Annotated in this window: 23 protein-coding genes; 9 read left to right on the plus strand and 14 right to left on the minus strand. The window is 46.1% G+C overall.

Annotated elements, in window-relative coordinates:
- Positions 1-396 precede the first annotated feature (396 nt).
- From folE to QUA00_RS01650, 5 genes are all read right to left on the minus strand, one after another.
- Positions 397-1,131, minus strand: coding sequence for a GTP cyclohydrolase I FolE (gene folE / locus QUA00_RS01630; protein ID WP_333138715.1), 735 nt, complete (start codon positions 1,129-1,131; stop codon positions 397-399).
- Between the two features lie 110 nt (positions 1,132-1,241).
- Entirely contained in the window at positions 1,242-1,967 is a 726-nt protein-coding gene (locus QUA00_RS01635) for an SDR family oxidoreductase (protein ID WP_333408484.1), read from the minus strand.
- 241 nt (positions 1,968-2,208) lie between these two features.
- On the minus strand, positions 2,209-3,189 hold the full coding sequence (accA, locus tag QUA00_RS01640; protein WP_333408485.1) for an acetyl-CoA carboxylase carboxyl transferase subunit alpha: 981 nt from the start codon (positions 3,187-3,189) through the stop codon (positions 2,209-2,211).
- A 330-nt stretch (positions 3,190-3,519) separates the two neighbouring features.
- A complete protein-coding gene (locus QUA00_RS01645; protein WP_333138722.1) occupies positions 3,520-4,545 on the minus strand; it encodes a long-chain acyl-[acyl-carrier-protein] reductase in 1,026 nt (341 codons plus the stop codon).
- A 149-nt stretch (positions 4,546-4,694) separates the two neighbouring features.
- Positions 4,695-5,387, minus strand: a complete 693-nt coding sequence (locus QUA00_RS01650) for an aldehyde oxygenase (deformylating) (protein WP_333045307.1) — start codon at positions 5,385-5,387, stop codon at positions 4,695-4,697.
- Between the two features lie 64 nt (positions 5,388-5,451).
- On the opposite strand from QUA00_RS01650, the gene QUA00_RS01655 reads away from it, so the two are divergent.
- The 3 genes from QUA00_RS01655 (at position 5,452) to QUA00_RS01665 (ending at position 7,101) form a co-directional block, all read left to right on the plus strand.
- Entirely contained in the window at positions 5,452-5,649 is a 198-nt protein-coding gene (locus QUA00_RS01655; RefSeq protein ID WP_333308105.1) for a hypothetical protein, read from the plus strand.
- A 232-nt stretch (positions 5,650-5,881) separates the two neighbouring features.
- The gene (locus QUA00_RS01660) at positions 5,882-6,700 is read left to right on the plus strand and encodes a carbohydrate ABC transporter permease (protein WP_333408486.1); all 819 of its coding nucleotides are present in this window, start codon (positions 5,882-5,884) and stop codon (positions 6,698-6,700) included.
- A gap of 107 nt (positions 6,701-6,807) precedes the next feature.
- A complete protein-coding gene (locus QUA00_RS01665; protein WP_333408487.1) occupies positions 6,808-7,101 on the plus strand; it encodes a transporter suffix domain-containing protein in 294 nt (97 codons plus the stop codon).
- Positions 7,102-7,200: 99 nt separating this feature from the next.
- Here the strand turns inward: QUA00_RS01665 and QUA00_RS01670 are convergent, their stop codons facing one another.
- Positions 7,201-8,229, minus strand: coding sequence for a hypothetical protein (locus tag QUA00_RS01670; RefSeq protein ID WP_333308107.1), 1,029 nt, complete (start codon positions 8,227-8,229; stop codon positions 7,201-7,203).
- 348 nt (positions 8,230-8,577) lie between these two features.
- Between QUA00_RS01670 and QUA00_RS01675 the strand changes: the two genes are divergently transcribed.
- A complete protein-coding gene (locus QUA00_RS01675; protein WP_333408488.1) occupies positions 8,578-8,994 on the plus strand; it encodes a XisH family protein in 417 nt (138 codons plus the stop codon).
- Positions 8,982-9,311, plus strand: a complete 330-nt coding sequence (locus QUA00_RS01680; protein WP_333138735.1) for a XisI protein — start codon at positions 8,982-8,984, stop codon at positions 9,309-9,311. Before QUA00_RS01675 ends, QUA00_RS01680 begins: the two co-directional genes overlap by 13 nt.
- 85 nt (positions 9,312-9,396) lie before the next feature.
- Here QUA00_RS01680 and QUA00_RS01685 read toward each other — a convergent pair whose 3' ends face one another.
- On the minus strand, positions 9,397-11,067 hold the full coding sequence (locus QUA00_RS01685) for a tetratricopeptide repeat protein (protein WP_333138737.1): 1,671 nt from the start codon (positions 11,065-11,067) through the stop codon (positions 9,397-9,399).
- Between the two features lie 20 nt (positions 11,068-11,087).
- Positions 11,088-12,479, minus strand: coding sequence for an ATP-binding protein (locus tag QUA00_RS01690; RefSeq protein ID WP_333408489.1), 1,392 nt, complete (start codon positions 12,477-12,479; stop codon positions 11,088-11,090).
- 51 nt (positions 12,480-12,530) lie between these two features.
- On the opposite strand from QUA00_RS01690, the gene QUA00_RS01695 reads away from it, so the two are divergent.
- Together QUA00_RS01695 and QUA00_RS01700 are read left to right on the plus strand one after the other, a co-directional pair.
- Positions 12,531-12,656 (plus strand): hypothetical protein, encoded by a 126-nt coding sequence (locus tag QUA00_RS01695; protein WP_333138741.1) that lies wholly within the window; start codon positions 12,531-12,533, stop codon positions 12,654-12,656.
- A 111-nt stretch (positions 12,657-12,767) separates the two neighbouring features.
- Positions 12,768-12,977 (plus strand): hypothetical protein, encoded by a 210-nt coding sequence (locus QUA00_RS01700; protein WP_333138743.1) that lies wholly within the window; start codon positions 12,768-12,770, stop codon positions 12,975-12,977.
- Positions 12,978-13,115: 138 nt separating this feature from the next.
- Here the strand turns inward: QUA00_RS01700 and QUA00_RS01705 are convergent, their stop codons facing one another.
- Positions 13,116-13,406 (minus strand): hypothetical protein, encoded by a 291-nt coding sequence (locus tag QUA00_RS01705; protein ID WP_333138746.1) that lies wholly within the window; start codon positions 13,404-13,406, stop codon positions 13,116-13,118.
- Positions 13,407-13,494: 88 nt separating this feature from the next.
- Between QUA00_RS01705 and QUA00_RS01710 the strand changes: the two genes are divergently transcribed.
- A complete protein-coding gene (locus QUA00_RS01710; RefSeq protein WP_333109569.1) occupies positions 13,495-13,650 on the plus strand; it encodes a hypothetical protein in 156 nt (51 codons plus the stop codon).
- Between the two features lie 194 nt (positions 13,651-13,844).
- Here the strand turns inward: QUA00_RS01710 and QUA00_RS01715 are convergent, their stop codons facing one another.
- From QUA00_RS01715 to QUA00_RS01730, 4 genes are all read right to left on the minus strand, one after another.
- Positions 13,845-17,048, minus strand: a complete 3,204-nt coding sequence (locus tag QUA00_RS01715; RefSeq protein WP_333408490.1) for an efflux RND transporter permease subunit — start codon at positions 17,046-17,048, stop codon at positions 13,845-13,847.
- Between the two features lie 316 nt (positions 17,049-17,364).
- Positions 17,365-19,146: an efflux RND transporter periplasmic adaptor subunit gene (locus tag QUA00_RS01720; RefSeq protein ID WP_333408491.1), complete on the minus strand. Its 1,782-nt coding sequence runs from the start codon at positions 19,144-19,146 to the stop codon at positions 17,365-17,367.
- Between the two features lie 267 nt (positions 19,147-19,413).
- Positions 19,414-20,022, minus strand: a complete 609-nt coding sequence (locus QUA00_RS01725) for a PadR family transcriptional regulator (RefSeq protein WP_333408492.1) — start codon at positions 20,020-20,022, stop codon at positions 19,414-19,416.
- A gap of 762 nt (positions 20,023-20,784) precedes the next feature.
- The gene (locus QUA00_RS01730; protein ID WP_333408493.1) at positions 20,785-21,297 is read right to left on the minus strand and encodes a DUF4112 domain-containing protein; all 513 of its coding nucleotides are present in this window, start codon (positions 21,295-21,297) and stop codon (positions 20,785-20,787) included.
- A 401-nt stretch (positions 21,298-21,698) separates the two neighbouring features.
- Between QUA00_RS01730 and QUA00_RS01735 the strand changes: the two genes are divergently transcribed.
- On the plus strand, positions 21,699-22,976 hold the full coding sequence (locus tag QUA00_RS01735; RefSeq protein ID WP_333408494.1) for a transposase: 1,278 nt from the start codon (positions 21,699-21,701) through the stop codon (positions 22,974-22,976).
- 71 nt (positions 22,977-23,047) lie between these two features.
- Here the strand turns inward: QUA00_RS01735 and dnaK are convergent, their stop codons facing one another.
- Entirely contained in the window at positions 23,048-24,964 is a 1,917-nt protein-coding gene (dnaK, locus tag QUA00_RS01740; protein WP_333320271.1) for a molecular chaperone DnaK, read from the minus strand.
- Positions 24,965-25,043 lie beyond the last annotated feature (79 nt).

A 25,043-nucleotide genomic window follows, 5' to 3' on the forward strand; every position in this document is an offset into this window, starting at 1 on the left:
GATTTTAGATTTTAGATTTTAGATTTTAGATTTTGGAATTGCTTCCACAGCCTTTACTCTGGCTATTGACCGAAAGCATCCAGGATACAAGCCCCCGGATTCATTCCGAAAGCAGACTCAGGATCCAGAAATAAAAAACCTGTATCCGATGAAACTTGCCCCCCGAATTTATCCGTGGGGTCAATGCTTCAATTCTCAAATCTTTAATCTAAAATCTAAAATCTAAAATCTAAAATCGATTGACTGTTGACAGTTGGCTGCTGACTGTTGGCTGTCGTTAGCCTTGCTTGATAGATTATGTTGGGCGGCGTGAAACGGAAGGTTCGTCTCTCAACCCAACCTACTAATTACTGTTAACTGCCAAATGCCAAATGCCAACTGTCAACTGTCAACTGACTAAAAGAATGCCGGTTGGTGGCGGATCAAATTCAGGAATTCTTCGCGAGTTTTCTGTTCCTCTTGAAACACGCCCAACATGGCACTCGTAACCGTCCAAGCACCGGGTTTTTGCACACCCCGCATCGTCATGCACATATGACTGGCTTCCATGACTACAGCTACTCCCTTCGGTTCCAATATTGTCTGAACTGCTTCGGCAATTTGGCGCGTCAAACGTTCTTGCACCTGCAATCGGCGGCTGTACATCTCGGCAATTCGGGCTAATTTGCTCAATCCCACTACTTTTTGGTTGGGAATGTAAGCAATGTGAACTCGGCCCATAAACGGCAGCATATGGTGTTCGCACATACTGAATACGCTGATGTCTCGCACCAGTACCATTTCGTTGTGACCTTCGTCAAAGATAGCGCCGTTGAGGAGTTCTTCGAGGGATTGACTGTAACCACTGGTGAGAAACCGCATTGCTTCTGCTACCCGTTTTGGGGTTTTGAGCAATCCTTCGCGTTCGGGGTCTTCTCCTACTCCCAGCAGCATTGTCCGAACGGCCTCCATCATTTCTTCCAGGCCTACTTCTGAAGCTATGGGCACGCTGGATTCTTGGCCGTGGGAGGAATTGCGATCGGGTCGAGTGGGGATGCGCGGGGAGTTGTTCTCTGCGGTTTGTAACAGTTTCATGCTGTCAGTCGAGATTGAAATCGAGCCATTGGAATCGGCGGAAGATGCAATTGTCATAACAAGTTGGTGTGAGGGTGAATCGATTTTCGATTTTTGATTGGGGGATATAGCTAGAGATTCAAAGATTGTTGAATTCGAGAAAAATCCAGCAGTCTAAAATCTCAAGTTCACAAAACTCCTGCGTTGGACATGAGCGTGATTTCTTCAATTACTGCACTTGCTGGCAACTGAACTGCGTGCAGAATTGATTGGGCGACGATTTCTGGGGTTAACATGGCGGTGCGATCGAAGTCGGCGTCCACGGTGTCTGTGTCCCACATGGGAGTGTTGACAGAACCCGGACAGATTGCTGTTACGCGAATTCCGTGAGCCCGTTCTTCGGCGGCTAAGGTTTTAGACAAAGCCATGAGACCGAATTTGCTGACGCAGTAGGCTCCCCAGTTGGGGAAGGTTTGGCTGCCTGCGATCGAGGAAACGTTGATGATGATTCCCGATCGGCGATCGCGCATGGAGGGCAAAACTCCTAGAATGCACTGCCAAACGCTAGTCAGATTGAGGTCTAGAACGTTCTGCCAGTCGGCTAGGGACGTTTCCGTCAAGGAGCCGGTGTAGCCCATCCCAGCGCTGTTGACCAGGATATCTACGGAACCCAATTGAGCTGCGATCGCGCTGATGCTGCTTTGCACTTGCTCAATTTTTGCCAAGTCTAAGGGATAAGCTTCTGCTTTCACTCCGACTTCTCGGGCTGCTGCGGCAACGGCTTCTAAGTTTTCTGACTCTCGGCTAACTAAGGCCAGATTTATGCCCTCGGCGGCGAACGCTAGAGCCGTCGCTTTGCCAATACCGCTGCTGGCTCCGGTAATCAGAGCCTGCTTTGTTGTGGGATGGTTCATTCAGTGTCCTAATACTTTCGCTCGGCAACTCCCTACAGCGTTGCAGCCTTCTGAGGCAAATTAGACAACTGTCTGCTGCGGGTGATAACAGTTAATTATGAGATGAACATTAAGAACTGTTAAGCCGTGTCACCTGAGAAATTATAACACTGCTGACAGAGCCACAGAATAATGAGCTGTGAGTTATGAGTTTAAAGTAAGAGATTTTTAACTCATAACTCACAGCTCTGAATCGATCGGCTCAAGCAGAAATTTCAGTGAATACACCGATGTGGCGAAACTTTTGATACCGGAGCTCGCGTCGCTGCTGACTCGTAAGCTGGGTTAGTTCTGCTAAGTTTTCTAACAAAGCTTGTTTGAGTATGGACGCAGCTTTGAGGGGATTCGAGTGAGCGCCGCCGATCGGCTCTGGTACTATTTGATCGAGAATGCCGAGGTTTTTCAAATCCCAGGAAGTGATTTTGAGAGCTTCTGCGGCCAAGTTAGCTTTACCAGAGTCTTTCCAGAGAATGGCCGCGCAAGCTTCGGGGGTGGCGACGGTGTAGACGGAATGTTCCAGCATCAACAGTCGCTCGCCGACACCGATACCCAATGCGCCGCCGGAACCACCTTCGCCAATGACGGTGCAAATAATGGGAACGTCGAGGCGAAACATTTCTCGGAGGTTACAGGCGATCGCCTCTCCCTGTCCGAGCTGTTCTGCTTCTAAGCCCGCCCAAGCCCCCGGAGTGTCGATAAATGTGAAAATTGGCATTCCGAAGCGATCGGCGTGTTCCATCAACCGCAGGGCTTTGCGGTAGCCGCCGGGAGCAGCCATGCCGAAGTTGCGGGCGATATTGTCTTTTGTGTCGCGCCCTTTTTGATGGCCGATGATGACTGTGGGACGCCCGTCTATGCGGGCAATTCCGCCGACGAGGGCCGGGTCGTCTCCGCCGCGCCGATCGCCGTGAAGCTCGATCCACTCGTCGCTAATTGCCTGAATGTAATCGAGGGTGCTGGGGCGGCGCGGGTGACGGGCGAGTTGCAGCCGCTGCATGGGGGACAAGCTGCTGAAAATTTCTTGTCGCAGTTGGGCTGAGCGAGCTTCTAGTTTGCGAATTTCGTCGGTGACATCGACGCTGTTTTCTGCGGCGAGTTCGCGAATCTGGTGAATTCGGGTTTCGAGTTCGGCCAGGGGCTTTTCAAAATCTAAGAGTAAGGGTTTACGGTCTGGGTTTGGCACGCGGATAATTTCTATAAGGTTTTGTCAGGTTTTGTCGATCGACTCTTTCGAGATCCTACCGTGTCAGGGTATGCTGTAAAATAGGGGAAATTTGGAAGTTTTGAATTATGAATTTTGCTTGGCTTCATACCGCGCTGGAAAACCAGGAGCTGGAGCTTCCTTTCAATTTTAAATATAATAGGTTAATCCGCATCCCTTCCGTCTGAATTCCCCCAACAGTCAACAGTCAACTGTCAACAGCCAACAATCAACTGTCAACTGTCAACTGTCAACTGTCAACTGTCAACTGTCAACTGTCAACTGTCAACTGTCAACTGTCAACTGTCAACATCAAACTGACATTAATAAAGGTCGGAAACCGTGTTTGACAGAAATCAGACCAATTTGCTCCATCTTCTCCACAGTAATTTGGTTCCGTCCCCAAGAAAAATTGGTATACAATTTTTCAAATTCCAGCAGCATTGATTCGGCAAAACAGGCAAACAACTGTCGGCCCGGTACATCCATATTGACAATCTTCATAATTTTCCACTCAATATCGAGGGAATGCTCCACAATCCCGCCATTGAGTACGTAAATTTCGGGATGCTGAACCTGAGTTGCCAGATTTTTCGGATAGCCACCGTCAATCAATAAACATGGTTGCTTCAATGTCTTAGGGTCAATTTCTACTCCCTTGGGCATACTGGCTACCCAGACTACAATATCGGCTTGGGGGAGGGCTTCTTCCAAGTCCATAATTTTGCCTCGGCCCAATTCCGATTGCAAATCTTGTAATCGTTCTTTGTCGCGGGCAATGAGCAACAATTCTGCTACATTTGTTTTAACATTGAGCCAGCGACACACAGCACTGCCAATATCGCCAGTAGCACCACAAACGGCTACCGTGGCTTTTGAAAGTTCAATCCCCAATTTAGGGGCTGCTTCTTCTACTTGGCGACACAGGATGTAAGCCGTGTGAGTGTTACCAGTGGTGAAGCGTTCAAACTCCAACTTGAGATTGCGAATTTGCTTAATTTGCTGCAAGTTGAAAGTCTCAAAAATGATCGAAGAAAAGCCGCCTAAAGCAGTGATGTTAATCCCGTTTTTTTGAGCGTGTGCCATCGCATTAAGGATTTTGCGAGTGGCTGCTTTAATCCGGCGAGTGGCTAGCATTTCTGGCAGAAAACAGGACTCGACATAGCGCCCTTCTATTTTTTGTCCAGTGATGCTTGTTACCGTGATCTGATCAACTATTTGAGGCGGTGCGCTGCACCAAAAATCGAGACCTTGATCGGCATATTCTGGATAGCCCAGCTCGTTAGCTACTGATTGGGCGTGTTCTAAGCTGGTTAAGTGACCGATTAGACCAAACATTAAGTTGTCAAATGAAGGAAGATGGAAGGTGGAAGATGGAAGATGGAAGATGGAAGATGGGAAGATTAAAAATTTATATTTTAAAATGAGTTATCCCATTTTTAATTTTTAATTTTTAATTTTTTTCCCATTCCTTATTTCCCAATTAACTAGGCTGCGAGGCCTTGTGCTGACATCCGCATGATATCGCGGTTGTTAAAGCCTATGTTGCCTAGAGCTTCGCCGTAGGCAATCATAAAGTCTTCGATTAAAGCGTCTTTTTCCATTCCCAAGACGCGGGCATCGTCTGCGACAGCGTTTAGCAGCTTCCAGATGATGGGGAGGTTTTGGCGGTTGGCGGCTTCTAGTTCCGCTTTGGATTCCTCAAAGTGAGCTTGCAGCCAGACTTCCCCAAAGTTGAGGTGGCTGTATTCTTCTTTGACGACGCCTTCGGTGATTTTGCGAGCAAAGTCATCGGCGACGGGGATGTAGATGTTGTAAGCTGCGATCGCAAAACACTCGATAATTAGCGATTGAATCAACAAGCAAGTTACAATCTGACCTTGGGCCGCTGCCGTCTGGAAGTTTTTGTGCAATTCCGAAAAGAACTGCTTCGCAAATGCCATGTCGGGCGTGACTTTAAGATTCCGGCCACAAGCTTGGAAGCCTTTCATGTGGCGGTTCTCCATCTTGGACAAGCCAATTAACTCTGCTTTTTTGTCAGCCAACAGTTCGGCCAGTGTCAGGTAATTGTCGTGAGCTTCTTGTTCGCCTTCAATCACAATGGCGTTGATGCGGCTGTAAGCATCTTTGTAAGTTTCGGTTTGAAAGTCAATTGTTGGGCTGGCCTCAAGCTGGGGCATAGATATCTAGTCTCCTTATATAAGCTTGTGGGATGTTTGGAAACCCCTTTAAAATGGGGGGTCAGTGACAGTACACTTTACCTATTTTGAACGCACCCCATCTAAATCACAGATTATAGCTGAGGATTCTTTCGACAAAGAACTTTTCTTTGACTATCCGGGAAAAACTGGCGTCCTCAGCGTGTTGGCCGGACTTTTGCCCTCGAACACTCCAGAAAGACTATCGCTAGAATGCTATCTATTTACTAATTACTGGAATTAGTCGTTAGTCGATCTTTTGCCCGGAAATAGATGATAGAAATACGGTCTATGTCTCCACCTTTAAAGGTTTTACAGTACCAAATCTATCTCTAACATTATATCCTAACCACAACTTCCTCGCTGGGTACTCCTTCTTTCCCTCTACCACATATTATGTTGTATGGGAATCCTCTGGGAGGCGATCGGGTTGGAGAACCTCACAGGCTTATTATTTTAGGTTAATTCACAAATTTATGGGTAAATCCTTTGACAGGTCTCAAGCGCTGGAACTGCTGAGTTTTATTTTGTTGCTGGCGGGGGCTGCGCTGGTGCTGCTGCCACTGGCTGCTGTATTTTTGGTTTCTTTATCACCATCTGGTGTTGGTGTCAAGGCCACAGGCTTGACTTTTGCGAACTATCAGGAGGCTTGGCGACGGGGCAATTTTTTGTTGGCATTCCTTAATTCTACTCTAGTGGCGATCGCAGTGACGGGTTTTCAGGTTGTGACTTCTGCTTTGGCCGGTTATGCTTTGGCCAGACTGAAGTTTCGGGGGCGACAGGCCGTAGTTTTGGGGGTTTTGGCGACGCTGGTAATTCCGTTTCAGCTTTTGGTGATTCCGATTTTCTTGGTTTTGAAGTGGGGCCATCTGCTGAATACTTACGGGGCGCTGATTTTGCCGACGGCTGCTAACGGTTTTGGGATTTTTCTGCTGCGGCAGTATTTTATGACTGTTCCCGTGGAGTTGGAGGAGGCGGCAATGCTGGATGGGGCTAACCGCTGGCAGGTTTTGTGGCAGGTGATGCTACCTTTGGCCCGCCCTGCTTTGGTGACGCTGTTTTTGTTTACCTTTATCGGGGAGTGGAACGATTTGTTTAAGCCGCTGGTGTTTACGACGCGGCCGGAGTTGCGGACTGTGCAGTTGGTTCTGGCTGAGTTTCAGGAACAGTTTACTAGCAGTTGGCAGTTGTTGATGGCGGCGGTGGTAATTGGAACTGTACCGGTGGTGTTGCTGTTTTTGGCCGGTCAGCGGCAGTTTATTCGGGGGATTGCGGCGACGGGGATTAAGAATTGAGTTTGAGATGCTTGGCAATTAAGTTTGTAGTCATTTGTTGAACCATTCTCCAGAACAGGCAAGATGCCTGTTCCACAAATACTAAATGTTCTTGTGGAACAGGCATCTTGCCTGTTGCTGACATTGGTGTGAAGTCAACTCCAAGCGGACTAACAGATAAAGGGGATATCAAAGCTGTATTATGTGAATCTATGCAAAAGCTCGGTTTGTTTTTATTTATCGTATCTTTTCTACCGTGGTTGGCAGTCTTTTTTGTTGTGCCATTCCTGCCGCTGGACATTACCCAAAAAACTACTTTATCTTTCGTTCTGGCTGTTGGGGCGGAAGTTTGTTTTTGGATTAGCGTAGTGCTGTTGGGGAAAGAAATAGTTACCAAATATCGGCGTTATTTGCATCCCTGATATCTTTGGAAAAAACTTAGAAATTTTAACCGCAGATGAACAGGGTTCGACGCAGATAATGAGCCTGGATGTTGGCTTTTATCTGCGGTCAAGGTTGAGCTATTCGCTGAAAATTTGCAAGCGAATAGAGCGTTCTCCGTCTCCGAAATCCACTTCAATCTTTTCTCCCGAAAGACTGTCCAAGCATCCCAAAAGCAACCGCAAATTCGGTGTGCTTGCTCCTGTATCCACGTATAATCTATCTGCCAAACTGCCTAAACGCTTCCAAATTGTGTAGAGTTTGACTACTGTTTGTTCTAGCTGTGCGGCTTGTTTTACAACGTCGGCGGTGGTTCCCAAACAGCCTACTCGCAAAGATTCTTCTAAGGCCATTTCCATGTCTAAGTGAGACTGATTGAGAGCTTGCACTTGGGCAGCGGCGTCGAGATATTTTGATAAGTTCTTGGCGTCGGATGTTAGCTGTTTGACAGTATCTACGTCGGGATTTTCTGCTACTTCTTTTTGAATTTCGCTTTGGTGAGATGGGGACAGTTTCTCCATTTCTTTGACTAAAGGAGCGAGGTAGCGGGAAGGTAGAGAACCGGTAGATGCTTTTTCTTTGACTTCTTCGGGCAATAATTCTGAGTTCATTGCCATCCATTCGTCGGATAGTTGTTTGACTTCGCGGCGGGTGATGCGATCGCCATTTGCTGCTGCATCTGTTACCATTTGCTGGACTTCGGGAGATGCTTTGGCGGTTTCTACAAAGGCTCTTTTGCTGAAGTTTCTAATGGAATTTGGGTCTAAATCTCCTTGCTGGATCAGAGTATCAGCACTATTAGCTAATTCTATCAAAGAATAGGCTTGACTTTTGCCAATTTCTCTTTCTTTGAGCCAGTTCAAAAACCCTGTGCCGCGTCCTTCGCCGCCTTTTTTTTCTCTGTCTCGGACTGTTCGGAGAATGCGTCCCCGCCAAATGTCGGTTTGCAAGTCGAAGCGATCGCACACTTTCCAGGCATTGTCAACCTGATTTTCAAAATCAAAGTCGGGTATTTGTTCGTCTTCGGGGTCTGGCAATTGGAAATTGATATCGGTAAAGCCGTTGAGGGCTTCTGCAAGTTCTGCGGGATTTAGGGGGACTTCAGCCATTAGGAAAAATTTGTGTAGTGCAACAGCCGGTTTAATTGGTAACTTGCACGGGTTGACAGTTGAGACGCTATATGTAGCGGTAAGGTAGGCAAGATTTACCTACTAATAGAGTTTTTGTGCAAGTCATATCATTATTGCACGATGAGGTGCGATCGGCGAAAAGATACCCAAAATGACTCCGGGTACGCCCCTGATGGGACTTGAGGCGAGTGCTGGCTGTGGGGGGATTGAATTAAAGTGAATTAGGATATTATAGGATGGGATTACCTACTGTACTCGATCGCCAAGTTTGGGAATATGCTTGTCAGCCTGACTATAATTTAAGTAGCTGAAAACTCAAGTTAATTTATGCCAGCTAAAGATTTTTTTCACAATACTGTTAAAACATCTCTCGAAAAAGATGGGTGGATCATCACTGACGAAAATCTATTCATTGAAGTTGAGGATGTTGATTTTTACATAGACTTAACGGCAGAAAAAATCCTCGTAGCTGAAAAAACTGGTAAAAAGATTGCAGTAGAGGTAAAATCTTTTCTAGGAGCCTCCGACGTGACTGAGTTTCACAGTGCACTCGGTCAATGTCTCAACTACCGTTCAGCATTGAGATTGACCGAACCAGAGCGGACTTTGTATTTGGCTGTTCCTGAAGATGTTTACAATGAATTTTTTAGTCGTAGGTTTATTCAAAGAGTGATAGTAGAACATCAACTAAAATTATTAATTTTCAACCCAACTCAAGAGGAGATTGTGCAATGGAGGGATTGAATTACAGTGAAGTGGTACAAAGGATTCTTAAACACCACGTAGAAAATCGCTTAAATAGTAAGACAGAAGTGCATTTGATATTTGATACGGAACGATCTCGCTATCAATTATTGCATATCGGTTGGGAAGATTTGAGCCGAGTATTCGGTTGTATCATCTACGTGGAAATTAAAGATGGTAAAATTTGGATCGAACGGGATGGCACGGAAATCGGAGTTGCTAATGAATTGGTTGAAGCTGGAATTCCAAAGCAAGATATAGTTTTGGCTTTTAAAGCCCCATATAGACGGAAATTTACGGAGTTTGCTGTTGGTTGATGCTATAAGTGCGATCGGCTAACAGAGAATATAAGGGGCGATCGCGTTTTGCTTTCTCATCAGAAATCAATAGTTTCAGTTACTATTATGTTGATTGTACGAGAGCTAAGTGCTGCTTATTGTACTCTATTGCTTTGTTATAGTCTCCTAAAGCAGAGAAAGCTTTACATAAATTAAGTAACGTTCGCTCTTGAGCCGAGCGTTGTCCGATTTCCCGTACAATAGTTAAACTGTGTTGGTAATAGTTGATGGATTGAGGATATTTTCCTAGCGAATAGTAAGCAACTCCCAGATTTAACAGTGCGGTTCCCTCACCGTTGCGATCGCCGATTTCTCTTGCAATGGTTAAACTTTGTTGGAGGTAGTGGATGGCTGGGGAATAATCTCCTAACGAAAGGTAAGTATTTCCCAGATTTGTCAGTGCCTTCCCCTCACAGTTACGATCGCCGATTTCTCTTGCAATGGTTAAACTTTGTTGGAGATAGTGGATGGCTTGGGAATAATCTCCTAACAGACCGTAAGCAATTCCTAGATTTCCCAGGATAATTCCCTCACCGTTGCGATCGCAAATTTCCTGGATAATGGTTAAACTCTGCTGGAGATAGTCGATGGCTTGGGGATAATCTCCTAGCGAACGGTGAGCATTGCCCAAATTTCCCAGTGCGTTTCCCTCACCGCTGCGATTTCCGAGCTCCCGTGCTATGGTTAAATGCTGCTGGTGAAAGTCGATGGCTTGAGGATAATTTCCTAGCGAATCGTAAGCAACTCCCAGATTTCCCAATGCGCGTCCCTCACCGTTGCGATCGCCGATTTCCCGTGCAATAGTTAAACTCTGTTGGTGATAGTCAATTGCTTGCAGATAATTTCCTAGCGAATTGTAAGCATTACCCAGATTTCCCAGTGCGATTTCCTCCCCTTCGCGATTTCCCATCTCCCGTGCAATGGTTAAACTCTGTTGATGATAGTCAATTGCTGCGAGATATTTTCCTAGCCCATCGCAAGCATTACCCAAATTGCCCAGTGCGTTTCCCTCACCTTTGCGATCTGCAATTTCCTGGAAAATAGTTAAACCCTGTTGGTAATAGTCGATAGCTTGGAGATAATTTCCTAGCGAATTATAAGCATTGCCTAGATTTACTAGCGCGTTTCCCTCCCCTTCGCGATTTCCAATCTCCCGTGCAATGGTTAAACTCTGTTGATGATAGTCAATTGCTGCGAGATACTTTCCTAGCGAACGGTAAGAGCCTCCCAGATTGCCCAGTGCGCGGCCCTCACCTTTACGATCTGCAATTTTCCGAAAAATGGTTAAACCATGTTGGTAATAGTCAATAGCTTGGGTATAATTTCCTAGCGCATCGTAAGCATTGCCCAGATTTGCGAGAAAAACAGCATCCAGATTAGAGCTTAATTTGCCCACAATTTGCTTATAAAGCTCAATCAATTCCTTGTAGTAGCCCCACAGTGATAATTGATGGTGCAATTCCTCTTTGGTAGGTGTATCTAGTCGAATTGATATAATTTTGCTATTTCGCATCCAATCTTCTACCTTACCCAGATGATGAAAGGCTTCCAAATACCCCCGCACCTTCTCCAAATTAGTAGCATCTGACTTCGGTTTGTAATCCGTGATCCAGTTTACAACTGCTCTGTACTGAAGCCTCTGCTCCCGAGTAAGAAAATCGGCACGGAGATTATGAGGATTGATTCCTAACTTTTTCAAAACCAACTCACCAGATGGTGTTACATTATTTGTCATTGTGAATTTATATTTTTAACTTATGGTAGTATTAATCGATGGTCTATCGCCACACTGCGAATTAAATTATGTTGTCCCACCAGCCGATTATCCTCATCGTCAATTCCGCCATATTCAACTAAATACCGCTCGCGCAAAGTTTGCATTGCAGCTTTTTGCCGCTCCTCACTGTAACCCTCGTCTTCTAAATTAATCACCCACCACTTTTCTTTGACTTCGCATCGATAAATTGAAGCCATACAAAACAAAACATAAGCATCATAAACGTCATTTTTGAGCCTTTCAAATGTCTTCTCAATCCGTTCTTTGATCTTCCTTCGCAAGACCTTCGTGTATGAGGCTAACTGCCACCTATCCTCATCTCCTTGAACTATTCCTTCGTTACGCGCTTCATCAATAGCCTCTTTTACCTCTTCAATATAACGACTGTTATCTTTCCAATAAGCCCTGACTTTCCCTCCATAAGAACCCTTAATTTCTCCAGCAATTGTCCGCAAGGCTAAAGGATGTCCATCATAAACTTCCCCAATTACTCGCAGGGGACTATGCGGTAATTCCAAATCGCCATCTAGTTCAGCTTTTTGAAATAACGCTACCTGTTCGGGGATTTCTAATCCTTTCAAAAGTTGGCAAGACCAGAGATTTCTGTAGCGTTCGCACTCTGCTTCAAACTTAGTTGGCAAATCCTGAGATGTAAGAATGAACCGACTTTGACAAGATGATTCTGCCAACAAACTCACAAAAAACTTACCCCACCACTCATCGGCAAAATCACCCCAGCCCTCTTCTTCATTTCCTGTCAATAGGTACTCAAGAGAATCTATGAGAATTAAATACCGATTTTCCCGCAAGCGTTTGACTAACCGCCGTAACAATTGCTCTGGTTTACGCTCCTCCTTTGGGACAGTTTCTCCCCACTTTTCCAGCCATTCCAGCGCCACACTGGCAAAATCTGAAGCTTTTTTATCATCTTCAAAATTATCCCTGAGTTCCGTCCCATCTCCTCGCAATTCCTCTACTAACTTTTCAGCCAAAGCAGTTTTACCGATACCTGTAATGCCAACCAATAGCAAGACACGACAGGAAGAAGTGACGCGATCGCTCAACTGTTGAATCAGACTTTCTCGCCCAACCCACGCATCGTCATAGACGCTAAAGTCCATATATGATGCAGTTTGCATAGTTGGGGTGTTATCAACAATTTCTTCCCAGTTTTCTATGCCAACTGCTTGACAAATGGCAACAAATACATCTTGCTGAATAGGTATTTTACGTCTAAATCGCTTCAAGGTTGCTTCTGAAGTTTTCGCCGCGCTATACCAAGCAACTGCTGTTGCTTGCCAGCCTTTCTTTCTTCTTTCGCGATCGACAATTTCTAGTCCTTCTTTCGATGCTTTTAGAGAAACAGCCATGCTTCAATAAATTTAATTTAACAGAATAATCTAAATTATTACCTATCTAAAATGAAGCATTCCGCACAAATATTCGATTCATACCTGATAATTTCAGGATTTTTACCAGCTTTACTCAAAACATGGCTTTTGGGCGGTTCATTTTTGGCTCAGTTCGATCGGCAGCGACAGATATGAGCCAAAACTAGAACGCTCAAACCTTTGTACATCAGAGATTCTAGAGATGTGAGAGCAAATTGGCGCCAATTGAACTTCTCCAGCAATCACACATATCGGAGTAGTCAAAAGATGGAATCTCAAAATCAACAACCTATCACCCACAGTGAGCAACCTGCAACAACGCCTGGGCGAGTTGAAACACCGCAATTTTCGCAATATTGGGTAACACTACCTGAATTAATTTTGGCTGTTGCTACTCTAACTGGTGCAAGCGCTACTCTGACCCGTGCAATGACTGAGTTAGTTCGAGTCTTACGAGGGAAAGACAAGAAGAAATAATACAGGACTTACGCACTGCGACCAAAGAAACCGGGTTTTTGCGAGAAGACACGTTACAGCGCGCAGATTTGGTAAAAACCCGGTTTCTGACCACCCGTGCGTAAATCCTAAGCTACTCACTCAGAATGACAGCGCAGCTTACCGTCCAGATTTTCTCGGCGGTGTACCGTTAGCCCGCGAACGACGGATCAGCACGCTCATCACCTGCTTCGGATTAGCTGCACGTTGTACGGGGCTCCAATCGCCGACTTGGGCAAATCCTAGTCGGTACAAAGTGAGTATGGTTTCCCTGACACCCTTGGGCGAACCGACAACGGTTAACAGCACAACTTCCTGTTCGCATACTGCTGCTGAGTCGTCATTTGGGCGATCCTCTTCGAGGGCTTCGCTAACGGATTTGTTGTCGTCAGGCACGAATTCCTGTGACATAATATGTTCTCCTGGTTTTGGGTTTTCTAGGAAAACCCAAAAACCCAGCCGCCCCGCAGTTCAACACATAGCAGGGCGGCTACAGAGGATGTTAAGATACTCCGTTAGCCTCCAGACTGCTGGTATCAGTTTGGCGGTTAGCTGTCCATTGCTGCTACCAACAGCTTTGGGCAGTGCAACTAGATTTTTGGGCGACGCGGGCTGCCTCCTCTACAAGCAAGCAACCTCTCACTTCCAAGCGTAGCCGCAGATGGGGGCCGCCGTCAATCGATTTTAGATTTTAGATTTTAGATTTTAGATTTGGGATTTGGGATTTGGGATTGAAGAATTGAACCCCGGAGTAATCTGGGGACTTTGGGGGTTTTGATGCGGGATTGGCGGGTTTTGGGCGATCGCACCAATTCCACTCACAAAACGATCGCCTTTTCAACTTACCAACTACAACGGCGATACTTTATCGCGTTCAATCTCCTCGTGGGGAGCCGTTTTCCCGTTCAAAACTGTGCCATCATCGGGCATATTTTCTAATCGATCGCGCTTCTTAAAGCGATCGCGAGCCGAGACAACCACCACATACAGAACCGGCACCATAAACAAACTCAAGACAGTAGAAACAACCATCCCCCCGGCGATCGCATTCCCTAGCGATCGGCGACTCGCCGCCCCCGCACCTTCTGGGTTAATCAGAGGAGAAATACCCAAAACGAAAGCCAGAGAAGTCATCAAAATCGGTCGTAAACGCTCTTGAGAAGCCTCTACTGCCGCCTTAGCAATTGAATATCCCTGCTCCCGTAACTGGTTCGCAAACTCCACAATTAAAATTGCATTTTTACTAGCCAATCCAATCAACATCACCAAACCAATCTGGCAATAAACATCATTCGCCAAACCCCGCAACGACTGAGCTAAAAGCGCACCTAAAATCGCCAGAGGCACCGATAGCAAAATAATGAAAGGATCGACATAATTTTCGTACTGCGCCGCCAACACCAAGAACACAAAAATCAGCCCCAAACCAAAAATAATTGGTGCTTGACCCCCCGACTCAATTTCTTCTAAAGAACTCCCCGACCATTCATAGCCAAAACCCGACGGCAAAACTTGAGCCGCCACATTTTCCATCGATTTTAGCGCCTGTCCAGAACTCGCTCCCGGAGCCGGAGAGCCAGTAATTTCAATTGACCTATATAAATTGTAGTGGTTAACAGTTTGTGCCCCCACCACCGGAGTTATCTTCACCAAATTGCTCAAAGAAATCATTTCATTCTTTCCAGAACGCACATACAACTTTCCAATATCTTCAGGGTTATCACGAAACTGTTTATCCGCCTGGACATAAACCCGGTAATTGCGCTGCTGGAGGTTAAAATCGTTCACATACTGAGCACCTAGAGCCGTTTGTAACGTACTGAAAACATCATTAATGGGAATATCTAGAGCCTTAGCTCGATTGCGGTCAACCTCCACAATTAACTGAGGCGTATTCGCAGCAAACGTACTAAATACTGCTTGCAATCCCGGTGTCTGATTTGCCTGCTTCAAAATCCCGCCCATAGTCTGGACTAAGCCATCTAAACCGCTGTTACCTTTGCGGTCTTGCAATTGAAATTGGAAACCCCCAAATTGACCTAAACCTTGAATTGCAGGCGGATTCACAGGGAAAATTCTAGCTTCTGGAATCGCGAAAAACTTACCCCGCAACTTACCAATAATCGCTTGTACAGTTTGATCTTCTCCGTGACGTTCTTCCCAGCCTTTAAGTGTAGTAAATATAATCCCCTGGTTGGAACTGTTACCACTAAAACCAAAGCCACCTACAGAAAAAGTTCCCACAACTTCAGGAACTTTGAGGATTTCTTGTTCAACTCCGTCCATCACCTGCTGGGTGTATTGCAGCGAAACACCTTGAGGCCCTTGAATAATTGTCAGAAAATAACCCTGGTCTTCCTCTGGGATAAATGCTGTCGGTACTGCTAAATAAAGCCAAGCGGTGAATCCCAGAGAAGCAATAAACAACAGGGTAACAATGGTTTTAAATCGTGTTAAGAATATTAAGGAATCTCTATATTTCTTTTGCGTCCAATCCAGAAAAATATTAATGCGGTTAAACACCCAACCCAACGGGCCGCCAAACTTCTTACCTGGGCGCAGTAATATAGCGGCAAGTGAGGGAGTAAGAGTAACTGCCATAAAGGTAGAAAGCAGTACGGAAAAAGCAATTGTTAGGGCAAATTGTTTATAGAGTGCTCCCGTTGTCCCAGGGAAAAATGCCACTGGTACGAACACGGCCATCAATACTAAGGAAGTGGCAATTACAGCACTAAAAAGTTCCCGCATTGACTCGGAAGCTGCTTGGCGGGCATTCATACCTTGGCGGACTAGACGGTCAATATTTTCGACTACGATGATAGCGTCATCAACCACTAAACCTGTTGCTAAGGTAAGACCAAATAGAGACAAACTATTAATCGTAAAGCCGAATGCTTTGATAAAGGCAAATGTCCCAATCAAGGAAATGGGAATTGTGATGGTGGGAATAATCGTAGTGCGCCAATCTTGCAGGAAAACAAAAATAACTATCACCACTAGCAAGACTGCTTCAAACAGAGTTTTGACTACTTCTGCCATTGACTCTTGGACAAATTGAGTCGTATCTAGTGCGGTTCTATGTATCACCCCCGGAGGGAAGTTTTTCGCTAATTTCTCCATTTCTGCTTTGACGGCCTGGGCAACATTTAGAGCATTACTTCCTGGTAATTGGTAAATCCCTAAGCCCACCGCGTCATTACCTCGGAACCGCAGGAAAGAGTTATAATTTTCTGCTCCTAATTCTGCTCTACCAACATCTTTTAACTTAACTAAAGTTCCATTGGCTTCGCTTTTAATAACGATGTCTTCAAATTCTGTGGGGCTTTTTAGACGACTTTCTGCAGTCAAATCAATCTGATACATTTGCCCCTCTGGGGCGGGTTCTTGACCAATTCTTCCTACACCAACTTGCAAGTTTTGTTCATTAATTGCTCTTGTTACATCTTGCATTGTTAGATTACGAGCAGCTAATTTATTGGGGTCGATCCACAGGCGCATAGCATAGCGTCTTTCCCCAAAAATTCGCACGTCGCCCACGCCTTTTACTCTCTTTAAAGTATCGGCTAAATAGAGGTCGGCATAGTTGCTTAAAAATATGGTATCGTATTCTTTATTTTCGGTAAATAATCCTATAGCCAGCAGCAGGCTGTTAGATTGTTTTGTAACTGTAACTCCTGTGCGTTGTACGACATCTGGCAGTTGTGGTTGAGCAACTGCAACTCGATTTTGCACATCGACGGCGGCGATATCTTTGTCGCGGGAAGTATCAAAGGTGGCTGTAATGGTGCTAGTTCCACTGTTAGTGCTACTGGAAGTTAGATATTTCAGTCCTTCAATGCCGTTAATTTGCCTTTCTAGGATGTTTGTTACCGCATTTTCGACAACTTCAGCATTCGCACCGCTATAGTTGGCTGTGACGTTGATTTGGGTAGGGCTGATGTCGGGGAAGCGCTCGATAGGCAGGCTGGGAATGCTGATTGCGCCTACCAAAACAATAATTAAGGCGCAGACGCTAGCAAAGACAGGTCGTTTAATAAAGAAATCTGCAAACATTATTTGGGTAATGGGTAGTTGTTAGTTGATTATTCCTAATTCCTAATTGCTAATTGCACTTGATATCATGTCCGAGCGATTAAGCATAATATCCCGGTCGGGGCGGGTTTTTGAGATTGTCAATTATTAGCAGGTATTGTTGGTGAACCCGCCCCTACAAAAATCACGGTTGCTCGACCGGACATGATATGAGTCAAAAATTTAAATTGCCCCCTTGTTAAGAGCTGAGCAATCAAGTAGTTTCACATAAAGTACGTAGTTGCGCTTTAGCGCTCTTAAGAGGTGAATTAAGAGCGCCCAAGCGCAACAACATACCTTATTTTTTGCCCCCTACTGGTAAATTTTTCCCTGCTCCTTCCCCTTCCTCTTGAGCCATAATGGGAACACCGTCTGTCAGATTAAGGATGCCTGCGGTAACAATTTTTTCCCCGGCTTGCAAACCTTCGATAACTTGATAATTATTCCCCTCAATGGTTCCCAATTTCACGGACTTTTGCCGCGCTACTAAAGGTGGCATTCCAGGTTTTGGCTGTTGTGGCTTTTGAGCTGTGAAGACAAAAGTTTCTCCACCTAAGCGAGTGACTGCTGTTACTGGAACTAAAATTCCGGGGCTCTGTTTCCAGATGACTTTAGCTTTTACAAACTGGAGATTAAGCAGTTCGCCGCTGGGGTTGGGAAAGGTGGCTTTAGCTAAAATTGTTTGGGAATTGGCACTGACGTTGGGGGAGATAAAACTGATTTGACCTTGGGCGATCGCCTTGCCTTGAGCGTCGAGCATTTGTACTGGCAGCCCTAAGCGTAATTGAGGCTGCCGTTCCAAAGGAATTGATAACCGCAAGTCTAGCAATTGGTTCTCAGTCAGGGTGGCAATGGCATCACCTTTTTGCAAGAAATCACCTACTTTCACTGGTATGTCGCCGATGACTCCTGCGAAGGGCGCGATGACCGCAGTTTCTTGTAGTTGTACTTCAAAGCCGCGCACTTGAGCGGCGGCCTCGGCAACTTGCGCTTCAGCTTGATCGAGTTGTTCTTGGCGCGTACCATTTGCTAACTGCGCTAATCTGCTCTTGGCTTGTGCGACTTCTGCTTCGGCTTTGGCTATTTCCTCTGGGCGCGAACCGTTTTGCAATTGCCGCAAAGCTTGCCGCTGCTGTTGCAAGGCTGCTGTCCGGCGCTCGATCTCGGCTTGTCTGTTCTTTTGCCGCTGCTCGAACCGCCTTTGAGCTTCTCGGAGGTTGGCTTTGGCGGTGCCTGCTTTTTGGGTGTATTGCTCAAGGGTGTTCGCGGATTCTGCGCCTTCTTTTGCCAATGCCTGATATCTAGCAAGCTGCTGGGTGGCTAACTTGGCTTCGGCTGTGCTTGCTTCTATTTGCGCTCTTGCTTGGGCGATTTCTTCTAAGAGGCTACCTGTTTCGGCATCGGCGAGGTCGGCTTCAGCTTGGCTAACGCGGGCTTGGGCTTGACCAATTTCTTCTGGCCGAGAGCCCGATCGCAGTTGAGCGAGGTTGGCTTGGGCTTGGGCGACTTGGGCTTGAGCTTGGGCGATTTCTTCGGGCCTGGCTCCTGCTTGCAATTCGGCTAAGTGGGATTGAGCGCGGATCAGGTTGGCTTGGGATTGCCTCAAGTCAGCTTGGGCGCTGTCGCTTTTCATGCGGGCGATGGCTTGCCCTTTATTTATGAAGTCCCCGGATTTGACAAAAATCTCCGTGACTAGCCCTTCTGCTTCGGGTTTGATTTCTACTGAACGCTTGGCTTCTAAGCTGCTAACAAATTCGGAAGCATCTTCGACGGAGCTGGTTTCTACGGCTGCGAGTTTGACTGGTATGGCTGGGGGCTGGGCTGCTGCTGCCGGTTGCTGTGCGCGATTCTGGCCCGATTGCCACGAGTACCAGCCGAAACCTGCTGCGCCTGTGGCGATCGCGATCACGGCAATTAGAGGCCAGCGCGATCGGGGCTTAGCAACAGATTCAGGGCGATCGGCAATAGGCGGAAAATCATCCGGTCGATCGCTGTCTGCATCGGTTGGGTGCAGTTCGGGTGTGGGAGATTTTTGCTCTTCAGCTTCAACGACGGATTCTGGAGATTTAGAATAACTCATTGGCAGCACCACTTAGATTTTTTTTAACTTCTGACTTACTGAGACTTGGGCGGAATCTTTGATTCTCCGGCGTCCCCCTCAAAGATGGGGTATTTGGACAGCGCTTTTAAACAGCATGGAATCTGGAAAGTCGCTTTTTAATAGGATTGGGGTATGTGCAGGGCTTTAGTCTCATCACAGTTAGCCAAGCCTGGGGGTGATTATTTTTAGGAAAGCTTTGTGTTATTTCTCAAAAGTTACGATGGCAGGAATGATTACACATCCTTCTTATGACTCACATGAGTGGGTGAGTTGGAAGGATTTTCCCTTGGAGTCGGCGGATTTAGCGAAGGTTGGGGAGTCACGCACTCCGGCGATCGCACTTTTTTCCTTGGCTAGTTGCTCGGTTAACCACTCTATCTCTGACGCCAGCACTGACTTGCAGCGATCGCGAGAGGCGAATTGATAGTCATCGGTTAGTGGATATTCGCTCTTGAGGCTTTCGATGTAGTCTTGCCTGGTGTAACAGGCTCGCAAGCGGTGTTCCAATAGCTTCAGCCGTTCTGCCGGTTCTAAGTCGCCAAAAAAGAAAAACTTGATTTGGAACCGGGAACCACTGTTAACCCAGCTTTCTTGAGGGTGTTCGAGCATTTTTTGCCGCCAGAGTTCGCGCCCTTTGTCGGTAATTCCGTAGATTTTGCGCGGACAGCCCGCATCTCCGGCTTCTTCGGCTATTACCGAAATCTCCCCTCGCTCTTCCAAGCGCTTCAGCAGCGGGTAAATCGCTCCGTAGTTGACGCTGATGCAACTGCTCATAAACAGCTCCAGTTTTTGCTTTAGCCGGTAGCCGTGCAGAGGTTGCAACTGTAGCAGTCCAAGTGCGGATAATTCAAGCATTTATATCAAGTTGATATTATAGTCTGGATTATATCACTATATCGAACTCAAGGGCGATCGGGTCAATCGATTTTAGATTTTAGATTTGAGATTTTAGAGGCGACCCCACGGATAAATGCGGGGGCTTGAGGATTTTCGATTTTAGATTTGGGATTGATTCCACGGATAAATCACGTGGCGGGTACCACCTTTGAAATTCCTGGTCTCTACCTAGTTTCAAAGAAAATTGATACTTAAATACATATTTAATAAATTTTGTCAATCCCCTTAAGATATAGTTTTTAATATCCAGAGTGAATTTTCTTGTGGAACAGGCATCTTGCCTGTTGTTGAGAGTGGTGCAATATCTCAGATTTCTGCCACATATCTCTTCTTGGTAAGAGGATCAGAACTTTTATTGGTAGGGGTTGGTTGATTTTTTCAACCCAGACACACTTTAGTATTTATTTATTGAACATTGATTGCAGCCACTGTTTTTTTGTAGCTAATACTCCTCTTATTTTTATTAAGTATTGCTGCGAAAAAAAACTGTTGGTTTTGTTTCCAACCGCCCTGTTTTTAATCTACGGATAGGTGAGATATTAGCTCTTTTTTGAGGCGTCAAAAAAAGCAACGCACCTATGGATACTTAAACCCAGATGTTTTTTTTTGTCGGTTCCAAATCATCCTCAAATGGGATTTTTAAGGAGAACTTTCCCGATTATATGCTATCACTATGAATGACATAAAGAGAGGGATTTATCTTGCCCATCCCACCCAAGATTAACGCCCTGTAATTACTTGGAATAGCCACCCAAAAAGCATGACACTCAAGAAAATCACGCCTCCGACAATTAACACCAAACCCAACAGCAAAGCCGCCACAAATAACCAGTCGGCTTTTTTCCCAGGTTCAGGGGAACCTAAATGAGCGTCCAGCAATTCTATATTCTTGACATTAGCTTTCCAAGCAACATCTAACAAGTCTCCGGCAACGGGTACAGTACCGGCAACTGTATCAAATACGATGTTAGTGGCCATTTTGACTAAAGTCTCTTGTGGCACTCCCATTTGAGCGGATTTGAAGACAACATATCCTGCAAAAATTGAACTGATTAAATCGCCGCCGCCCGGTATAAGTCCCAGTATCGGATCGAGTCCGATGCGGTATTTTGTGCCGGGAATCGGAATTGCATTGTCGAGTAAATGGCTGATGCGGCGGAGTCGGCGCAAGGATGCAACATGAGAGGGGCTGGGAGTATTTGGGGAGGAATTTTGTATAGGAGAACGTGACATTTAATTGCTCTCGATTGCGATATTACTGCTAGTTTATGATATTTGTTGAAGCATATTCTAGTTTTGTCTCTATGCCTCAAGCAAGATTTTTAGCCGAAACAGCAGAAGCCCCACACTGAATTTAGAGGGGGATTTATCGAGGCGTAGCCGAGTACCCCCAATAAATCAGTGTGGGATGAATGCGCGACTGACGTAGGTACGTAGTCAGTCAGTAAATGTAAGGGACAGTCGATCAATCCACGCCTCTACCATCTGGGTGATAGTTTTCTCTCTTGCCTCCGCGACTGTTCTCAGTTTATTGAGACGCTTCTCAGATAACCGGATGTGCAAATTCTTGTCTTTCATGTCGTGTTGTCAATGCGAACACGATCATGTTAACATAACTTTCAAGGAGGGTAGATATGAGAACAGCTTATCAGTACAAGTTACGTCCAACAAAACAACAGGTCATTGAGCTAGACAGATGGCTATCCATGCTATGCTCTCAGTACAATTATCTGTTGGCTGATAGATTTAATTGGTACGAACAAAACCGTTCTCCCGTTAACGCCTGCCCTCTCGTTTGCTACCTACCTGAACTGCGAGACAATCCTGATTATTACTCACAAAAGAAAACGTTGCCTCAACTCAAGAAAACACATCCTTGGTATAGCGAGATATATTCGCAAGTCCTTCAAGATGTAGTTAAGCGAGTTAAGATAACATTTGACCGTTTCTTGAAAGGTGACAGCAACGGAAAACGTAGCGGGAAACCTCGTTTTAAGGCTCGGAACCGTTATCGCACTTTTACTTATCCACAGGTGAAAGAGGGTTGCTTACAGGGCAACTCGATCAACTTGCCAATGTTTGGGAAAGTTAAAGTTGTATTGCATCGCCCTATCCCTGATGGATTCAAAATTAAAACCGCATCTGTCACCAAGAAAGCTGATGGTTACTACCTTACGCTCTCCCTGGAAGACAAGACAGTTCCAGAGATTAAACCAGACTTTAATCCTCGTTCGATAACAGGTATTGATGTAGGACTGAAGGAGTTTTTGACAACCTCTGAGGGCGAAACAGTCGTTATTCCCCAGTATTACCGTAAAGAGCAAAAACGCTTACGGGTAATTCAAAAGCGAGTTTCACGTCGCAAGAAAGGCAGCAAGCGAAGGCAGAAATCGGTCAAGCAACTAGGGAAGTGTCACAAAAAAGTAGCTGACAAACGCAAAGATTTTCACTTCAAGACAGCTAATTGGCTGTTGTCAAAATATGACGTAATCGCGCACGAGGATTTAAACGTCAAAGGGCTAGTTCGTACAAGATTAGCTAAATCTGTGTTGGACGCTGGGTGGTCAAGCTTTCTGTCAATACTTGCAAATAAAGCCTCAAATGCTGGTTTGTTGGTTGTCCCAGTAAGCGCCCATAATACTTCACAAGATTGCTCTAATTGCGGAGAGAAAGTACCAAAAAAGCTGCATATTCGCTGGCATGATTGCCATCATTGTGGGTGTAGTCTTGACCGCGATCATAATGCGGCACTTGTCATCAAAAATAGAGCGGTGGGGCAACCCGTTCTTAAAGCTCAGTTAATGTCCTATGCAATAGCAGGAGTCGCCCAGATGCCTACACCAATGGTGACAGCTTGTGTTGGTGTAGGAGTTGTCACTAATTTTAGTCGATCGGCTTTGGTTTGTTTTTGAAAGAACAGAAACCCGGTTTCTGTTCAAAACCGGGTTTCTTGCTTCTAGCTGGGGGCTTTTAATTTAGCCTTCTATTTGTTGCCTTCTGTGAAGTCGGCGTCAATCACGTCGTCGCCGCCGCCAGTGGGGCCGCCGTCTCCATAGCCACCAGGGCCACCAGGGCCACCAGGGCCGTCAGTTGGGCCGCCTGCTTGCTGGTACAGGTTGCTGCTGACAGCGTAGAATGCTTGCTGCAACTCTGTTGTCAAGGTTTTGATGCGATCGTCATCTTCACTCTCGATCGCGGATCGCAAGTCTTTAAGCAACCCTTCAATCTTAGTTTTGTCATCCGCGGGAACTTTATCGCCCAATTCTGCCAACTGCTTCTCGATTTGATAGGCTTGAGAATCAGCTTGGTTTTTGCGATCGATCCTTTCGCGACGTTCCTTGTCAGCAGAAGCATTCGATTCGGCTTCCCTCACCATGCGCTCGACTTCATTGCTGGGCAAAGTAGAAGCACCAGTAATGCTAATCGATTGCTCCTTGCCAGTACCTTTATCCTTAGCCGCTACATTCAAAATACCGTTAGCATCGATATCGAAAGTAACTTCAATTTGAGGTACGCCACGGGGGGCTGGTGGAACTCCATCTAAGCGGAATGTTCCCAAATCCTTGTTATCATTCGCCATTTCCCGTTCGCCTTGCAAAACGTGAATTTCCACGTTTGTTTGGCCGTCTACAGCAGTCGAGAAAGTTTCCGACTTCTTGGTAGGAATAGTGGTGTTGCGGGGAATGATTTTGGTCATCACGCCACCCAAGGTTTCGACGCCGAGAGACAGCGGGGTAACGTCGAGCAACAGGATGTCTTTGACTTCGCCGGAGAGTACGCCGGCTTGAATTGCTGCACCGACTGCGACCACTTCGTCCGGGTTTACCGTTTGGTTGGGGTCTTTGCCAAGGAGTTTTTTGACCAGTTCTTGCACCGCAGGAATCCGCGTAGAACCACCAACTAAGACGACTTCATTAATTGCAGATTTGTCTAATTTGGCGTCGCGGATCGCATTTTCAACAGGGATGCGGGAGCGATCGATCAAATCCGAGCACAGTTCTTCAAACTTGCCCCGCGTCAAAGTCGTGTCCAAGTGTTTTGGCCCGTCTTGAGTCGCGGTAATAAACGGCAGGTTGATTTCTGCTTGGGTAACGCTCGAAAGCTCAATCTTGGCTTTTTCTGCTGCTTCCGTCAGGCGTTGCAGTGCTTGTTTGTCTTTGCGAAGGTCAATTCCTTCGGCTCTTTGGAATTCATTAGCGATGTAATCGACGATTTTTTTGTCGAAGTCGTCACCGCCGAGGTGAGTGTCTCCAGAAGTTGCTAGCACTTCAAATACGCCGTCGCCCACTTCGAGAATAGATACGTCGAAAGTACCGCCACCTAAGTCAAATACGAGGATGGTTTCGTTGCTCTTTTTATCTAACCCGTAAGCTAAAGCTGCTGCTGTAGGTTCGTTAATAATCCGCAGCACTTCTATACCGGCAATTTTTCCTGCGTCTTTCGTAGCTTGGCGCTGGGAGTCGTTGAAGTAAGCGGGAACAGTAATTACCGCTTGGGTAACAGTTTCGCCGAGGTATTTGCTGGCGTCTTCTACGAGTTTGCGGAGAACTTGTGCAGAAATTTCTTCTGGGGCAAATTGCTTGCCACGGGCGGGACAGTCTAGTTTGAGGCTGTTGCCGACTTTGAGAACTTTGTAGGAAACTTCAGTGGTTTCGTGGGTTACTTCATCAACCCGACGCCCGATAAACCGTTTTACTGAGTAAAAGGTGTTTTCGGCGTTCATCACGGCTTGACGCTTGGCGATTTGTCCGACAAGTTGATCCCCATTTTTAGCATATGCTACTACAGAAGGTGTGGTGCGACCCCCCTCGGCGTTGGCTATGACGGTGGGTTTGCCGCCTTCCATAACTGCGACGCAGGAGTTTGTCGTACCTAAGTCAATTCCAACTACTTTTCCCATAGGGGTGTTCCGGCTCCAATCTCTACAAAATTTTGGTGTTTTATCTGTGCGATAGTCTGGTTATTCAGGACTGCCATTT

It is taken from the genome of Microcoleus sp. T2B6, assembly GCF_036700475.1.
Taxonomy (GTDB): domain Bacteria; phylum Cyanobacteriota; class Cyanobacteriia; order Cyanobacteriales; family Microcoleaceae; genus Microcoleus.

Bases quoted from the DNA above. Each gene is read 5' to 3' on its own strand.
- QUA00_RS01650 (WP_333045307.1), bottom strand. From the start codon at position 5,387: ATGCCCCAGCTTGAGGCCAGCCCAACAATTGACTTTCAAACCGAAACT.
- dnaK (WP_333320271.1), bottom strand. From the start codon at position 24,964: ATGGGAAAAGTAGTTGGAATTGACTTAGGTACGACAAACTCCTGCGTC.
- QUA00_RS01690 (WP_333408489.1), bottom strand. From the start codon at position 12,479: ATGGCTGTTTCTCTAAAAGCATCGAAAGAAGGACTAGAAATTGTCGAT.
- QUA00_RS01660 (WP_333408486.1), top strand. From the start codon at position 5,882: ATGGGTAAATCCTTTGACAGGTCTCAAGCGCTGGAACTGCTGAGTTTT.
- QUA00_RS01670 (WP_333308107.1), bottom strand. From the start codon at position 8,229: ATGGCTGAAGTCCCCCTAAATCCCGCAGAACTTGCAGAAGCCCTCAAC.
- QUA00_RS01730 (WP_333408493.1), bottom strand. From the start codon at position 21,297: ATGTCACGTTCTCCTATACAAAATTCCTCCCCAAATACTCCCAGCCCC.
- QUA00_RS01685 (WP_333138737.1), bottom strand. From the start codon at position 11,067: ATGACAAATAATGTAACACCATCTGGTGAGTTGGTTTTGAAAAAGTTA.
- QUA00_RS01680 (WP_333138735.1), top strand. From the start codon at position 8,982: ATGGAGGGATTGAATTACAGTGAAGTGGTACAAAGGATTCTTAAACAC.
- QUA00_RS01720 (WP_333408491.1), bottom strand. From the start codon at position 19,146: ATGAGTTATTCTAAATCTCCAGAATCCGTCGTTGAAGCTGAAGAGCAA.
- QUA00_RS01705 (WP_333138746.1), bottom strand. From the start codon at position 13,406: ATGTCACAGGAATTCGTGCCTGACGACAACAAATCCGTTAGCGAAGCC.
- QUA00_RS01725 (WP_333408492.1), bottom strand. From the start codon at position 20,022: ATGCTTGAATTATCCGCACTTGGACTGCTACAGTTGCAACCTCTGCAC.
- QUA00_RS01700 (WP_333138743.1), top strand. From the start codon at position 12,768: ATGGAATCTCAAAATCAACAACCTATCACCCACAGTGAGCAACCTGCA.
- QUA00_RS01710 (WP_333109569.1), top strand. From the start codon at position 13,495: ATGTTAAGATACTCCGTTAGCCTCCAGACTGCTGGTATCAGTTTGGCG.
- QUA00_RS01635 (WP_333408484.1), bottom strand. From the start codon at position 1,967: ATGAACCATCCCACAACAAAGCAGGCTCTGATTACCGGAGCCAGCAGC.
- QUA00_RS01715 (WP_333408490.1), bottom strand. From the start codon at position 17,048: ATGTTTGCAGATTTCTTTATTAAACGACCTGTCTTTGCTAGCGTCTGC.
- QUA00_RS01735 (WP_333408494.1), top strand. From the start codon at position 21,699: ATGAGAACAGCTTATCAGTACAAGTTACGTCCAACAAAACAACAGGTC.
- QUA00_RS01675 (WP_333408488.1), top strand. From the start codon at position 8,578: ATGCCAGCTAAAGATTTTTTTCACAATACTGTTAAAACATCTCTCGAA.
- QUA00_RS01645 (WP_333138722.1), bottom strand. From the start codon at position 4,545: ATGTTTGGTCTAATCGGTCACTTAACCAGCTTAGAACACGCCCAATCA.
- folE (WP_333138715.1), bottom strand. From the start codon at position 1,131: ATGACAATTGCATCTTCCGCCGATTCCAATGGCTCGATTTCAATCTCG.
- QUA00_RS01695 (WP_333138741.1), top strand. From the start codon at position 12,531: ATGAAGCATTCCGCACAAATATTCGATTCATACCTGATAATTTCAGGA.